Origin of the sequence: Gordonia cholesterolivorans, from assembly GCF_039531975.1 — a bacterium.
GTDB lineage: Bacteria > Actinomycetota > Actinomycetes > Mycobacteriales > Mycobacteriaceae > Gordonia > Gordonia sihwensis.
The window spans coordinates 208,595-222,450 of sequence record NZ_BAAARB010000001.1; the positions used below are offsets into that span (position 1 = coordinate 208,595).

Annotated in this window: 13 protein-coding genes and 1 riboswitch; of the genes, 7 read left to right on the plus strand and 6 right to left on the minus strand. The window is 70.1% G+C overall.

The genetic code is table 11. The annotated features are described in order from the left end of the window. Nucleotides 1–4: 4 nt before the first annotated feature. A complete protein-coding gene (locus ABFX36_RS00940; RefSeq protein WP_006894586.1) occupies nucleotides 5–1,510 on the minus strand; it encodes an NCS2 family permease in 1,506 nt (501 codons plus the stop codon). A gap of 97 nt (nucleotides 1,511–1,607) precedes the next feature. On the opposite strand from ABFX36_RS00940, the gene ABFX36_RS00945 reads away from it, so the two are divergent. Then, on the plus strand, nucleotides 1,608–1,862 hold the full coding sequence (locus ABFX36_RS00945; protein ID WP_006894584.1) for a DUF2530 domain-containing protein: 255 nt from the start codon (nucleotides 1,608–1,610) through the stop codon (nucleotides 1,860–1,862). Here ABFX36_RS00945 and ABFX36_RS00950 read toward each other — a convergent pair. Genes ABFX36_RS00950 through ABFX36_RS00960 form a run of 3 tightly spaced genes read right to left on the minus strand, consistent with a single transcriptional unit; the run spans nucleotide 1,838 to nucleotide 6,098 of the window. After that, nucleotides 1,838–2,491: a phosphatase PAP2 family protein gene (locus ABFX36_RS00950; RefSeq protein ID WP_006894582.1), complete on the minus strand. Its 654-nt coding sequence runs from the start codon at nucleotides 2,489–2,491 to the stop codon at nucleotides 1,838–1,840. The two genes, ABFX36_RS00945 and ABFX36_RS00950, sit on opposite strands and share 25 nt — an antisense overlap. A gap of 51 nt (nucleotides 2,492–2,542) precedes the next feature. Next, nucleotides 2,543–5,335, minus strand: a complete 2,793-nt coding sequence (locus ABFX36_RS00955; protein WP_346074701.1) for a sacsin N-terminal ATP-binding-like domain-containing protein — start codon at nucleotides 5,333–5,335, stop codon at nucleotides 2,543–2,545. Then, nucleotides 5,316–6,098: a DUF3027 domain-containing protein gene (locus ABFX36_RS00960; protein ID WP_039866704.1), complete on the minus strand. Its 783-nt coding sequence runs from the start codon at nucleotides 6,096–6,098 to the stop codon at nucleotides 5,316–5,318. The genes ABFX36_RS00955 and ABFX36_RS00960 overlap by 20 nt, the downstream gene beginning before the upstream one ends. A gap of 141 nt (nucleotides 6,099–6,239) precedes the next feature. On the opposite strand from ABFX36_RS00960, the gene ABFX36_RS00965 reads away from it, so the two are divergent. Both ABFX36_RS00965 and ABFX36_RS00970 read left to right on the plus strand, forming a co-directional pair. Beyond that, entirely contained in the window at nucleotides 6,240–8,036 is a 1,797-nt protein-coding gene (locus tag ABFX36_RS00965) for an MFS transporter (protein ID WP_346074702.1), read from the plus strand. A gap of 76 nt (nucleotides 8,037–8,112) precedes the next feature. Next, a complete protein-coding gene (locus ABFX36_RS00970; protein ID WP_346074703.1) occupies nucleotides 8,113–8,700 on the plus strand; it encodes a DUF2771 family protein in 588 nt (195 codons plus the stop codon). 22 nt (nucleotides 8,701–8,722) lie between these two features. Here ABFX36_RS00970 and ABFX36_RS00975 read toward each other — a convergent pair whose 3' ends face one another. Next, a complete protein-coding gene (locus ABFX36_RS00975) occupies nucleotides 8,723–9,142 on the minus strand; it encodes a cold-shock protein (protein ID WP_006894574.1) in 420 nt (139 codons plus the stop codon). 116 nt (nucleotides 9,143–9,258) lie between these two features. On the opposite strand from ABFX36_RS00975, the gene ABFX36_RS00980 reads away from it, so the two are divergent. The 3 genes from ABFX36_RS00980 (at nucleotide 9,259) to ABFX36_RS00990 (ending at nucleotide 11,092) form a co-directional block, all read left to right on the plus strand. Then, entirely contained in the window at nucleotides 9,259–9,468 is a 210-nt protein-coding gene (locus tag ABFX36_RS00980; RefSeq protein ID WP_006894572.1) for a hypothetical protein, read from the plus strand. Further along, on the plus strand, nucleotides 9,465–9,995 hold the full coding sequence (locus ABFX36_RS00985; RefSeq protein WP_346074704.1) for a flavin reductase family protein: 531 nt from the start codon (nucleotides 9,465–9,467) through the stop codon (nucleotides 9,993–9,995). The genes ABFX36_RS00980 and ABFX36_RS00985 overlap by 4 nt, the downstream gene beginning before the upstream one ends. 263 nt (nucleotides 9,996–10,258) lie before the next feature. Continuing rightward, nucleotides 10,259–10,451, plus strand: a riboswitch (cyclic di-AMP (ydaO/yuaA leader). A gap of 8 nt (nucleotides 10,452–10,459) precedes the next feature. Continuing rightward, nucleotides 10,460–11,092 carry a transglycosylase family protein gene (locus ABFX36_RS00990; RefSeq protein WP_006894567.1) on the plus strand — a complete coding sequence of 211 codons (633 nt, stop codon included), beginning with the start codon at nucleotides 10,460–10,462 and terminating at the stop codon, nucleotides 11,090–11,092. Nucleotides 11,093–11,239: 147 nt separating this feature from the next. Here ABFX36_RS00990 and ABFX36_RS00995 read toward each other — a convergent pair whose 3' ends face one another. Then, entirely contained in the window at nucleotides 11,240–11,422 is a 183-nt protein-coding gene (locus ABFX36_RS00995) for a hypothetical protein (protein WP_006894566.1), read from the minus strand. A gap of 46 nt (nucleotides 11,423–11,468) precedes the next feature. Between ABFX36_RS00995 and ABFX36_RS01000 the strand changes: the two genes are divergently transcribed. Then, on the plus strand, nucleotides 11,469–13,808 hold the full coding sequence (locus ABFX36_RS01000; protein WP_222111381.1) for a helicase-associated domain-containing protein: 2,340 nt from the start codon (nucleotides 11,469–11,471) through the stop codon (nucleotides 13,806–13,808). Nucleotides 13,809–13,856: the final 48 nt, after the last annotated feature.

The window sequence follows — 13,856 nt, forward strand, 5'->3', positions numbered from 1 at the left end:
CGCGTCAGCCCGAGATCAGATCGGAGATCGGCCCTCTCGCGAAGTAGAGCAGGAACAGGACCGCCACCACGTACAGCAGCGGATGCATCCGGCGCCACTGTCCCCGCGCCGCTCCGAGCACCACCCAGCTGATGAAGCCGACGCCGATGCCGTTGGCGATCGAGTAGGTGAACGGCATGGTGACGATGGTCAGAAAGGCCGGGAGCGCGAGCTCGAACCGGGTGAAATCGATGTCCCTGATCTGGCCCATCATCATCGCGCCGACGACCACCAGCACGGGTGCGACAGCTTCCATCGGCACCACGCTGTACAGCGGGGTGAAGAACATCGCCGCCAGGAAGAGCACACCGGTCACGATGTTCGCGAATCCCGTGCGCGCGCCCTCGGCGATGCCCGCCGACGACTCGACCAGCACGGTGTTCGACGACGCGGACGACGCGCCGCCGACGATGGCGCCCGTACCCTCGATCATCAGCGCCCGTCCGATGCCCGGGAGATTGCCGTCCTTGTCCGCGAGACCGCCCTCCTTGCCGAGACCGGTCATCGTGCCCATCGCGTCGAAGAAGTTCGACAGCAGCAGGGTGAACAGGAAGACGCAGGCGATCAGAACGCTGACATCGTCGAACTGTCCGGTGAACGCGCCGAACAGGTCCACATCGCCCACGAGGGACAGGTCCGGCAGTCCGCCGATGCCGCTCGGGAGTTTGGGAACGTTCATCGCCCAGCCCCCGTGGCCTTCGGACGCCGGGCCGAGATGCATCACGGCCTCGACGATGATCGAGACCACGGTCATCACGATGATCCCGAGCAGCAGTCCGCCGGGCACCTTCCGCACCACCAGGACCGCCATCAGCAGGACGCCGACGACGAAGACGACCGTCGGCACGGTGCCGATCGACCCGTCGTGCCCCAGCTGGACCGGCGGGGCGCCGGCAGCCTCCGGCCGGGTCACGAAGCCGGCGTTGATGAAACCGATGAAGGCGATGAATGCGCCGATGCCCGCAGCGATCGCCGATTTGAGTTCGGCCGGCACGGCGTTGAAGACGGCGGTCCGGACACCGGTGAGGCCGAGCAGCACGATGATGACACCGTCGATCACCACCAGGCCCATCGCCGCCGGCCAACTCATCTGCGGCGCGATGGTCACCGCCAGCAGGCTGCTGATCCCGATGCCGGCCGCCAGGCCGAACGGATAGTTGGCGACCAGGCCGAATACGATGGACATCACACCCGCGGCCAGTGCCACCACGGCGGCCACCTGAAGCATCGGGAGCACGTTGCCGAGGGAGTCGGCGTTGATCGGTTTCCCGGGGACACCGCCGATGATGATCGGCGTCAGGACGACGATGTACGCCATCGTGAAGAACGTGACCAGTCCGCCGCGCACTTCCCGGGCCACCGTCGAACCGCGCTCGCGGATCTTGAAGTACCGATCCAGCACGGACTGCGACGTCTTCGCCGTGTCGGTGCCGTTCGCCTCCTGCGGTTCGTTGTCGGCCGGATCGGTCATCGGCGGGCCTCTCAGTGTCGGGCATTCAATGGACCGGATAATTGTTGCGCATGCGCCGCGCGCGAACCACCACGGGCGGGAAAGCTAGTCTGAACCCATGTCAGACGAGTCCGAGATCCCGCAACTCCCGGCCAGGCTCAGGGCACCCGAACCGGTCATCGTGGCCGGGATGCTGATCTGGACGGTGGCCACGTTGGTGGTGTGGCTCGGCGGTGTTGGTCCCGACAGCGCGCTGCCGGTGTGCCTGGTCGGGCTCGGCGTCGGTGTGCTCGGCACCGGCGTGGTACTCCTCCAGAAGGCCGCCGTGCGGCGCGGTTCCCGCGGCGCTCAGGAAGGGCTCGACGTGCGCTGATCCCTGGCGTTCTTCACCTGCTGATCGTGCTGGGCCTGTTGGGCCACCGAATTCGTCACCCGCTTGGTTCCCACCCGCAGCAGGGCGGGTCGCCGGACCAGTTGCGCATGGGCCACGAGACAGACGAGCAGCCATATCAGTCCGAACAACCAGCCGAAGACGACGTCGGAGGTCCAGTGGACGCCGAGGTACACCCGGCTGAGACCGATCACCGCGATCAGCGCGGGAATCCACAGCAGGATCAGCGGTCGCGCCCGCACGCGCGGATACAGCCGGTACAGGATGACGGCGGAGAGCCCGTACACGACGGTGCTGAGCATCGCGTGCCCAGAGGGGAACGACGCTCCCCCGACGTCGATGAGCCGGTCGGTGACCGGTGGTCTGGGTCTGGCGAACAAGAGCTTGAGCAGCACCATCAGCACGTAGCCGCTCAGGCTGCCGACCACGATGAGTGCCGAGAGGTCGATGCGGTTGCCCACCCACGCGAGCACCAGCACCCCGATGACCACCAGGACCACCGTCAGGGTGTCACCGAGGACGGTCAGGAACTGCATCACCGAGGTCAGCGGTTCGTGCCGGGAGTGCACCACCCAGTCGGTGATGCGTTCGTCGATCGGGAACTGCTGCACTACTGCCTCGCTGGTGTCTCTGGAGGGAACTCATCGTTCGCGGCTCGCCGCTCACGGTACTGGCTCATCGTCCGCCCGCTCCCGACATCGGCTCAGATGCACCGTCCCGTCGTCGTCCACCCACAGGGGCACGCGACGCCGTTCGTCGGTCTCACCGGTCACCGTGACGTGGAGATCGTCGTGGAGCCGCACGCGGTGGGGCGCGGGCAGTCCGGCAGCCGCGGACAGCCGGACGGCGTCGGCGGAGTCGGGTCCGACGGACTCGCCGCCCTGGTCCGGGATCACCCGGTAGGCCTCGGCCGCGGTAGGTGCATCGAGGAGATCGGCCAGCAGAGCGGCTGAATCGGCGTCGGGCGGGATCGCAGGCAGGACGGCGCGACCGGCGGGCACCACGATCGTCCACCACGGCGCCCCGACCACCACGGGATCGTCGGAGACTTCGCCGGAGACCGTCCGGGCGCCTCGGGGCGGTTCGACGTCGTCGACCGCGAACGTCCCGGACCGCACGGCACTGACCAGCGCGGCATGGGCACGGACTGCGACGCCGGGTGCGACCGTCCGTGCCGGATCGGCGAGCCTTGCCAGCCAGTCGGCCGCGTCGTCGGCGTCGTCCGGCTCACCGGCGGCGAGAAGTCCGGCGGCCGCCGCGGGCACCTCGACGGGGTCGAACAGCCCGCGCAGCGACGTCTCGTCGACCGATCGGAGACCCCGTAGCGCCGTGCCGTCGATCTCGGCGTATCGGCGCAGCCACCACCGCGTGTACCCGCCGGTCAGCGCGGACGCGGTGTCGGGGTCGTCGGCCAGCAGCGCGAGAGCGGCCGGCCACTGCCGAGAGTCGACGAGGTCCAGGTCGCGAACGGCGATCAGTTCTTCGGGCGGCACCTCGTGCTCCTCCCACCATCGCTCCTCGTCGGGCAGGTCGTGATCCGGCGCGACGGGCGCGTCGTCGCGCACGAGCGTGAATCCCCATCCGACGCCGAGTCGGCGCAGAGCCGTCGGCCCGTACGTCTCGACCACCGAATCGGCGACGGTTCCGAACGGAGAGTCGTCGACCAGCACCCGCGCCAGCGGGCTGTCGGGCAGCAGGAGTTCGTCCGCCGGCCACCGCTCGCCGTCGGCTCCGAGCAGTTCCAGACCGCCGAGTTCGGCCGGCGCGCGACCGGCGTCGGGCAGTCCGAGGATCCTGAGCACCACGTCGGTCACGGCGTCCGGGTCGGCAGCGGGGTCGTCGGAATCGGGGCCGGCGTCGAGCTCCGCAATCAGCTCGGGCAGCGCCAGCGCCGCCGCGGGCGAGATGCGCGTGAGTCCGAGGCGGTCCAGGAGCGGGTCGTAGGCGGCGGGATCGACGGTCGGCACCCAGCTCGGGACGGGCGGATCGTCGAGCCCGTCCAGCCCCTCGATGAGAAAGAGCCCGCGGCACCCGACGTTCATGCGGCCGTCGGCGCGCGGAACCGGCAGCGTTCCCAGTTCCTCGGCGGTCCGTGCGTCCGGGACCATCGGCGCCAGCGCCGCGTAGAGCCGCGACCACCATGCGGTGTCCTCGCCGCCGGCACCGGACAGCAGCTCGGCCAGATCGGCCAGGCCGAGGCGCCGAGCGCCCAACCCCACCAGCAGCGACGCCGTCACCCGGTCACTGACATCCGGATGCGCCAACGGTTCGAGAACGTCGCCGAGCAGCGCCGCGAGGTCGGCCGTCAGGCCCGGGAGCACCCATGCCCGTTCGGGCGAGAGCGCCTCCCCGGTGGCAGACTGCAGCCACCGGGCAGTGCGCAGCCGGTCCCGGACCGCCTCCCGGAGCACCGCGTCCACCCGGCCCGATGCGAGCGCCGGCGGGGGAATCACCGCTTGCTTCTGGTCGTCGGGAACCAGTGCCGCGAGTTCGGGATAACCCGCGGCCGCCGCCTCGACGTCGGCGTCGGGATGCAGTTCCCGGCGATCGGGTGTCAACGGCAGGTCGGCGATCACGCGCGCGGGAAGGGTCAGTTCGATATCCGTGGCTGTGGGGCTGCGCAGCGCGTCGCCCGACAGCGGCCGTATCCGTCCGTCCCGGATCGGCACCAGCCATCGGGCGGTGTCGGCTCGCGCGATCAGCCAGCGCCGGTGCTCGGTGCCGTCGCGGGTGATGACGACGGTGTCGCCGTCGGCCCGACGCTCGTAACTCCGCCCGGCGACGTCGATCCGCGCGAGCGCCTCCAGTTCGAGCAGGAGGTCGGGCGCCTGGTGCTGCGCCGCCGACACGATCGCGGCCGCGGCCTCCTCGTCGGCCGTCTCCAGCACCACCTCGGTGTCGAATCCCGCAGCGGGCTGGGCCGCCGAGGGCCAGGCCAGTCGCTGCGCGGGGACCCGATCGAGATCCAGCTCCGAATCGGGATCGTCGATCAGCGCGCGGATCTGTCCGCGAGTCCGATCGGCGTCGAACTCGATCGATCCGCTGCGTGAGGCGAGGGTGACGCGCGCGGCGAGCGAGGTGGCACGGAAACCCATGCCGAAGCGGCCGACGGTGGTCCCGCCGTGGATCAGCGGGCTCTTCGGCGACACGCGCAGCGCCGTGAGCGACCGGACTCCGGCGGCCGTCAGCGGCGCACCGGTGTTCGCGACGTGGACGGTGGCGCCGTCGGCCCACACCGCCACCCGGCCGTCGATGCCGGCCAGGCTCGCCGCGTCGGCCGCATTGGCCGCGAGCTCGGTGAAGAGGCGGTCGCGGTAACCGATCTCGAGAAGTTCCGCCTCGGCCGCAGCGTCCTCGGCCAGACGGGTGGGCGACGACAGCCAGCCCTGCAGGGTGCTCCGGCGCAGGTCCGCGGTCCCGAACGGATCCGCGGGATCAGTCTCCGGCCGGGGCATCGCTCGCCGGAACGGCCGGCAGCGTCACGACCTCGACGGCACCGTCGTCGAAGGCGTCGTAGGCCGGGCTGCCATTGCCCGGTGCGGGCCGTACGTCCGAATGCGCGCCGCAACCGTACTCCGCGGAGACCGCGCGGCCGTCGGCGGACAGCTCGTTGGCGCAGACGCCGAAGGCGCCGTGGAGCGCTCCGGCGAGGGGCAGGTAGAAACCACAGGTCCCGCACGAGTGCCGGGCGTTGCGGGCCATCGCCGAATCGGGACCGAATTCGCCGTCGTACCAGCGCTGGGCGGCGTCGGCGCGGCCCTCGAAGGAGAGCAGGCGCTTGCGTCCGAGGCCGATCTCCGCCGAGACCTGCCCCACCTGATCCCGGTCGATGGGATCGACGTCGAGGGTGTCGATCTGCCCGGGGACCAGCCGCGGATCGTCGGCGGGCGCGGCAAGCAGATCGCCGGGACCGAGATCGCCCGGCGCGACGCGATCCACCCAGGGAACCCATTCGGGGGCGAGCAGAGCGCCGTCGCCGGGGAGCAGGACGGTCTCGCTGACCGTCAGTTCCCTCGACTCGGGCGCACCCGCGACGACGACGCACCACTGCCAACCCCGGTAGCCGGGGACTTCGGCGGCGAAGTAGTGGGTGGCGGCGTACTCGCCCTCCGAGCGCGCCCCCAGATGCTCACCAGGCGTTTCGCCGTCGGCGATCAATGCTTCGCGCGCGAAGGCGACAGCATCCACCAGGGCGCCGTTCTCGAATGCAACACTCACCCTTCCAGTGTGCAATAGCGGCCCGGGTAATGCACGTCAGGCACCTTTCGCAGACGATTCGCGGGATCGGCGAGGCACACACGAAGCGTCGGGCGCCGCCTGTTCCCAGCCTTGTCCGCGTCATAGGGAACAATTGATGACGTGAATCCTCGTCAACCCGGTGACAACCGCCCCCACGGCGGTGACCGGCAGCAGTCTCCGCGGTCTCCGCGGCGGCCGGCGCCGCATCCCGGCCAGGCGAACTACCCGGCCGACCCGCGACCGCGCGTGCCCACCCGACCGTTCGAGTCCCGCGAACGTCCGGCCAGCGAGGGCTATCTGCCTCCGCGCACCCGGAACCCGCATCTGCCCCCGCTCGACCCGCAGACCGAACCCGTCGACCAGCCGACCACCCGGATCAAGCCGGAGGCCGGCGCGCAGGACCGTCGCCGCGGCACCGAATACGTTCCACCCGAGAAGGTCACGGTGGTCCGGGTCTTCGCGCGGCGGTCGAAGTACTTCACCGCCCGCGGCGTGAACATGGTGCATCGCGCGGCGACGGCCGACGGCGCCGACCGGTCCGGACTCACCGCGCTCACGCTGCCGGTGATCGCCAACAGCGCCGTCGACGCCGCGATGGCGGTCGCGCTGGCGAACACGCTGTTCTTCGCCGCGGCCACCGGCGAATCGAAGGTCAACGTCGGCCTGTACCTGGCTTTGACGATCGCACCGTTCGCGCTCATCGCACCGCTGATCGGGCCGCTTCTGGACCGGCTGCAGAACGGGCGGCGAATCGCGATGGCCGCGACCTTCGGCCTCCGCGCGGTCCTCGGGTTGCTCATCATCGTGAACTCCTCGTGGGACTCCTCATCCGGGCAGCTCACGTACAAGCCGTGGGTGCTCTATCCGTGCGCACTCGGGCTCATGGTCCTGTCGAAATCGTTCGGGGTGCTCAAATCGGCCGTGGCACCGCGCGTGCTGCCGCCCTCGATCGATCTGCCCCGCGTCAACTCCCGGCTCACCACGTTCGGCCTGATCGGCGGCACCATCGTCGGCGGCGGCATCGCGGGCGCGCTCGAGATGGTGCTCGGCAAGTTCCTCCCCTTCCACGTTCCGGGCGCGATGATCTGGCTGGTGCTGGTCGCAGCGATGGGCGGCTACTACTGCATGAAGATCCCGTCGTGGGTGGAGGTGACCGAGGGCGAGGTCCCGACGACGATCACCTACCGCGGCAGTCCGGACGCCGAGGCCCCCACCGAGCGGGCCCACAAGCCGAGCCTCTCGAAGCGGTTGGCGGCCAAGATGCGCCAGCCGCTGGGCCGTTCGGTGGTGACCGGACTGTGGGGCAACGGAACCATCCGCATCCTGACCGGGTTTCTCACCCTGTACATCGCCTTCTACGCCAAGGCGCAGGACCACCTGGGTTCCGGCTGGGCGCAGCTGATGATGCTGGGTGCGGTGGGTGCCGCCGCCGGCGTCGGCAACGCCGTCGGAAACGGCCTCGGCACGCGGATCGAGCTGCGCAATCCCACCGCGATCGTCGTGTGGTCCACCGCGGCCACATTCGTCGGATGTCTGCTGGCCGCGGTCTTCAACTCGCTGATCTTCGTCGTCGTCGCAGGCTTCATCGGCTCGGCGACCAGCGCCATCGCGAAGGTCTGCATGGACTCGAGCATCCAGGACGATCTACCGGAGGAGTCCCGGGCGTCCGCATTCGGCCGGTCGGAGACGGTGCTCCAACTCTGCTGGGTCTTCGGCGCCACCCTGGGTGTGCTCCTGCCCACCGAGCTGTGGATCGGCTTCACCGTGGTCACCGTGTTCGTCGGCATCGGTCTCGTCCAGACCTTCCTGACCAGCCGCGGTTCCACGATGGTGCCGGGCTTCGGCGGCCGCCGCCCCGATCACGCGGCCCCGACGATGCCGATCGAAGTGCCCGACCATCTGCGCGCACCGCGCTGAGCCGCGGCCGACACGCCCCTGATCGGGCCCGCACATCCCCCAGCCCCCCGCCCCCTAACCGAAGGACGTATTCGACGTGTTGCAACCGGGAGACAAGAAGGCCCTCGCGATCATCGGAGCCGTGGTGGTCGCGGCCCTGGTGATCATCGCCGGCGCCACCACGCTGCTCGTCCGGGGACACGAGAAGCCGCTGCCGACCATCTCGTTCCAGGCCGGCGACCACCTGACCCGGGCCGAACCGTCGTACTGGTGCTCGGTGAAGATGGACGACTGCCGACTCGTCGACCGGAACGGCAAGTTCAAGCTCCGCACCTACGACCACCCGGTCGCCATCGGCGAGCGGGTGACCCTGAGCGTTCCGAAGGAGATCTCAGACGGGCCGTGGACGCTCATCGCCGAATACGCGACACCACGGGGCATCGCACGCGTGATGTGGCTGCACCTGCCGGGCACCACTTTCACGCAGATCCTGCATAGCGAACCCGATCGGGTGCTGATGGGCGTGGAGGTGTCGTCGATCTCGGCGTACCGGGAGAAGACCCCCGGCCAGGACAACGACTCGCTCGACGTCGACCTGTCGATCCGCGGCACCTTCTCGATCCGGACTCTGCCGGTCGACTTCCGCATTCCGAACACCGCGACGCTGCCCGACCAGCGCGGCTAGCTCGGCCGGACGGACGCCCGCCTCAGCGGTCGAGTTCGCGTGTGACGCCGCGGACGACCTCCGAGATCCGCTGGGCGGTCTTCCGGTCGGGATAGCGGCCGTTGCGCAGATCCGGCTGCACCTTGCCTTCGAGCAAGGTGATGAGATCGGCGATGAGCCCGTGCAGTTCGTCGGGCGAGAGACGCTTCGCGTCCCGCTCGCGGCGTGCCGCCTCGCGCGTGTTGCGCGCGACACTGGGCGCCGGTTCGAGGACCGTGACACGCAGCGCCTGCGGGCCGCGGCGTCCCGCCGCCATGTCGAACTCCACCTTCTGTCCGACCTTCAGCTCCGAGACGTCCGAGGGCAGCGCGTTGGCCCGGACGTACACATCCTCGCCGTCGGTCTGCGACAGGAACCCGAAGCCCTTCGCGGAGTCGTACCACTTCACCCGGCCGGTCGGCACAGTGCTCACCTTCACAACTGATCTGGTCTGCCACAGACAAAAGCGCCTTGGCCCGATGGCAGTCCGAGCGGAGGCGCGCTGCAACAGATTCTAGCGTTCGGGCTACCGTTGACGCCATGCAGACCCAGAAGTCCTCACGCCTGCTCGGGGTCGCCGTCGTCATGTTCGGCATCGGGATGATCGCGAGCATCGCCCTGCTGTTCCCGGCGGTCCGGGACACCGGGACGGCCGTCGTCACGACCGTCTACGTTCTGGCCATGGGCGCACCGCTGGGATTGCTGCTCGGGATCGTGTTCGCCCTGCTGTCCGGCCGGCGCAGCCGGTGAACCGCATCGACCCGGACCGGCCGCTGCGGCCCGTCAGCGACGAGACCGAACTCAAACGAGCTTTCAGTTGCTTCCCGTCCGGCGTGGTGGCCGTGTGTCGCACAGGCGACGATCCCGGGGGCGACCCGATCGGGATGTCCGCCAGCGCCTTCACCACCGTCTCGCTCGATCCGCCGCTGGTGTCGGTGTGCGTCCGCAACGGCTCCACCACCTGGCCCGCACTGAGGGGCGGCACCGTCGGCGTGAGTGTCTTCGCCGCGCACCAGGGCGAAGTCTGCCGCAGGCTCGCGGGGCCGCCGGAGGACCGGTTCACCGGGGTACGCCCCATCGCCGACGACTCGGGCGCGGTCTTCATCCCCGGCGCCGCCGCCCACCTGGCATGCACGGTGTTCTCAGAGATCCCCGCGGGCGACCACCTCGTGGTGCTTCTGACCATCGACGCCCTGCGCTGCGACCCGAACGTCGAACCACTTGTCTTCCACGCCAGCAGCTTCCGCGCGCTCGAAGCTCGACGCGCACAATCCTGACATACCGGCGTGTCGGAACTCTCAATCAGGATGTGACCTTTGTCACATAACAACCCGATAACGAACGGGATACGAGACGGGTATCAGTGCCGTGAGCAGCACGGACGTGCCACGACGCCCGATCGGCCGCTTCACACCACCTCAGAGCACCTCTTCGCATCAGATGTTCTCGCGGGCTCGACGACGTAGTGTTCATGACGGCCGCCACCCAGGCGACCACCCGAACGCCCGTTCCGCCGGTCGCGCCCAACCTCGCTCCGCCGGCAGGACACCCGCTGATGCAGTTTCAGGAGCGAGGACGGGGGACCCACAATCCTCCGGGAACCGGTCGATCACCTCGGTGGTCGGCCTTGGGGTTAAGCCCGGCAGACGTCGCACCCAGTGACGCGAGCCGGACCGGGCACCTCTCAGCCCGAACCCGACAGCTCACCTCGTAGGCGCGTGGAGAGAGGAAACGAAGACATATGTCCGGACGTCACTCGAAGCAGACGACCAATACCAAGACTTTCGCGAAGATCGCCCTCACGTCGGCCATCATCGGCGGCGGCGCGGCCCTGATGGGCGGCGGTCACGCCTCGGCAGCGACCGATTCCGAGTGGGATCAGGTCGCACAGTGCGAGTCCGGCGGCAACTGGGCCATCAACACCGGCAACGGCTACCAGGGCGGCCTGCAGTTCAGCCCGAGCACCTGGGCGGCCCACGGCGGCACCCAGTACGCACCGAGCGCCGACCAGGCCACCCGCGAGCAGCAGATCGCCGTCGGCGAGCGCGTTCTCGCCACCCAGGGCAAGGGCGCATGGCCCACCTGCGGCGGTCCCCTCTCGGGCCCCACCCAGCGCAGCGCCCCGGCCACCCCCAAGCCGGCCAACCCGCTCGCACCGAAGCAGCAGGACGCCCCGAAGACCGGCCTGGCCAAGTCTGCCGACGCGAAGAACACCGAAGAGGCCAAGCAGCAGATCGACAAGGTCGTCAACGACTCCAAGGTGAGCCCCGAGGTGCGCAGCGCCTGGAAGGCCGCCAAGGACTCCGGCTACCAGCTCACCCCGGACCAGCTGAAGCTGTACAACCAGAACAAGGGCCTGATCAACCTCCCCTGATCACCCGAGAAGTTCATCCGAGAAGACCTCCGCTTCGGCGGGGGTCTTCTCGCATTTCGCGACCGCCCCCGCACCGACGTGACGCATGGCGCACGAAAACCGGCCGGACCACACGGTCCGGCCGGTCTCGGCAGAGCTCAGGTCAGGTCAGCGGTTGACGACGGTCTTCGACTGGATGTACGGCAGGCTGTCGACGGGCTGCGGCAGCTCGTAGTAATCGCCGAACGGCGAGAGCGCACCCGCCAGGTGAGAGGTGAACTCCGTCACCGCGTGCTGCTCACCGATATCCGTCGGCCAACCGTTGTCCACGTATCCACTCTTCTTAGCCACGGCCTCATTGTGCCATGCCCGCTGAACCGGCGGTACAGTTGTCCGAATGAGTCCCGACCTGCCGCTGCGCGGGTTGGCCGACGATCTCGCCGAGCGGTCCGACGATGCGCTCGTCGAGTTGCTGATCGCCCGGCCCGACCTCGCTTCTCCCCCGCCCCGCGGCACCGGTGTCCTCGCCCAGCGCGCGCTGTCGGCGGCGTCGATCTCCCTGGCGGGCGAAGGGCTCGACCTTCTGGCGGTCGCAGTGATCGAGGCCTTTCTCGACGCGTCCAGTGCGATCGGCGAACGCAAGGAACTCCTCGGGCCGGTGAGCCGGGACGCGATCGTCGCCCGTCTCGGTCGGCGGGCGCGGCGCGGCGACGTCGACGCGCGTCTCGACCAGATGGTCACCCGTGCACTGCTGTGGGGCACCGGCCCCCGCCGGCGCGGCAGGCACACCGACTGGATCGCCGGGGCGCATCTGCCCGCCGCCCTGCCGTGGCGGGCTCACAATCTGCTCGGCCCCATCGCGGAGTCGACTCCCGCGCAGATCCGCGAGCGCATCGAATCGGCCGCCGAGCGGCCCAGGGAACTGCTCACCACACTCGCCCAGGGGTCGTCTCTCGGGCGCAGTCGCGACGCCGCACCGGATGCCGATCCGAGCGCGCCGGTGCCCACCCTCATCTCCCTCGGCCTGCTCGCACGGATCGATGAGCAGACTGTGGAGCTTCCGCCCCAGGTGGGACAACTGCTTCGCGGTCAGCCGCCGCTCGAGACCGCGGTCCTGCGGGAACCGCCACTCACCGGTGCGGACGGCCCCGGGCGGTTCGACGCGAAGGCCGTCGACGCCGCGGGGGCGGGCGAGGCGCTCGAACTGCTCCGTCACTCCGGCGATCTGATCGAGGCGCTCGGCACCGCACCGGCGGCCCTGCTGCGGTCCGGCGGCCTGGGCATCCGCGAACTCCGGCGCCTCGCCAAGACCACCGCCCTGACCGTGAGCCGCGTCGGCCTGCTCGTCGAACTGCTGGCCAGGCAGCGGCTGCTCGACGCGGGTGCGCCCGACTCCGACGCGGGCGACCACCTCGCCGACGACGTCTTCGCGCCCACCGGCGCCGTCGACGCCTGGGCGCATCTGAGTTCCGGGCGACGATGGCTCGGCATGGCGCGGGCGTGGCTCGATCTGCCGCGGCAGCCCTGGCAGATCGGCGACACCGACCGCGAGGGGAACACCCTCGCGGCGCTGTCGTCCGAACTGTTCGACGCCACCGCCGCGGCCTCACGCCGCGCGGTGCTGGCTCCGCTCGCCGACGCCGAGCCCGCCCACCCTGTGTCCCCCGAAGCGCTGACCGCGGTGCTCGGATGGCGTCATCCGCGCCGTCTCCGCCGACTCAACGTGCACGTGGTGTCCGAGACCCTGCGCGAGGCGACCGAACTCGGACTCGTGGCGCACGGCTCGCTCACGACCGCCGGGCGGCTGCTCCTCGACGTTCCCGCCGACGCCGAGTCGGCGGCCGACGTGCTCGCGGCGATGGACGCGTCCCTGCCCGACCTCATCGACTACTTTCTGGTCCAGGCCGACCTGACAGTCGTGGTGCCCGGGCCGCTCGATCCGGACGTGGCCGACCGGCTCCGGTTGATCGCCGACCTCGAATCGGGCGGTGCCGCCTCGATGTATCGGATCACCGAAGACAGTGTGCGGCGCACGCTCGACACCGGCCGCACCAGTGCCGAGATCGCCACGTTCCTCCACGAGCACTCACGGACGCCCGTGCCGCAGTCGCTGACATATCTGATCGACGACGTCGCCCGCAGACACGGCCGGCTGCGCGTGGGCGTGGCGGCGTCGTTCATCCGCTGCGACGACACCGCGACGCTCACCGAGGTGCTGCGCAGCGAGGCCGCGACCGAGCTGGCCCTGCGCGCCCTGGCCCCGACAGTCGCGGTGTCGGCGGCACCGCTGCGCGATGTGATCGACCGGCTGCGCGCATCGGGGTTCAGCCCCGCGGGCGAGGACTCCTCCGGAGCGCTGATCGACCTGCGCAGCCGAGGCGTCCGCGTCCCGGCCCGCGGTGCGGCGTCGTCCCCACCGCATCGACGCGCCGCTCTCGGTCCCGGTCAGGCGCACGCCGTCGTCTCCCGGATGCGGACCGCCGACCGCGCCGCCGGACCGGTCGCCGCGGCCTCGGCGTCGGGTGCCGCCGGCGAGACCGTGTCCACGCTGATCCAACTGGCCCTGCGCACCGGGAGGCGCCTGCGCATCGGTTATGTGGACGCGCAGGGCGCGGCGAGTCGGCATGTGGTGCACGCCCGTTCGCTGGCCGCCGGACAATTGGTGGCCGACGAGGAGGGCGGCGAGCCCGACCTCCGGTTCGCGCTGCACCGGATCACCCGCGTCGAGGTGCTCTGACTCCCGACGGCAGGTGGCCGCACCGCGCCCGAACCTGGACAATGGACC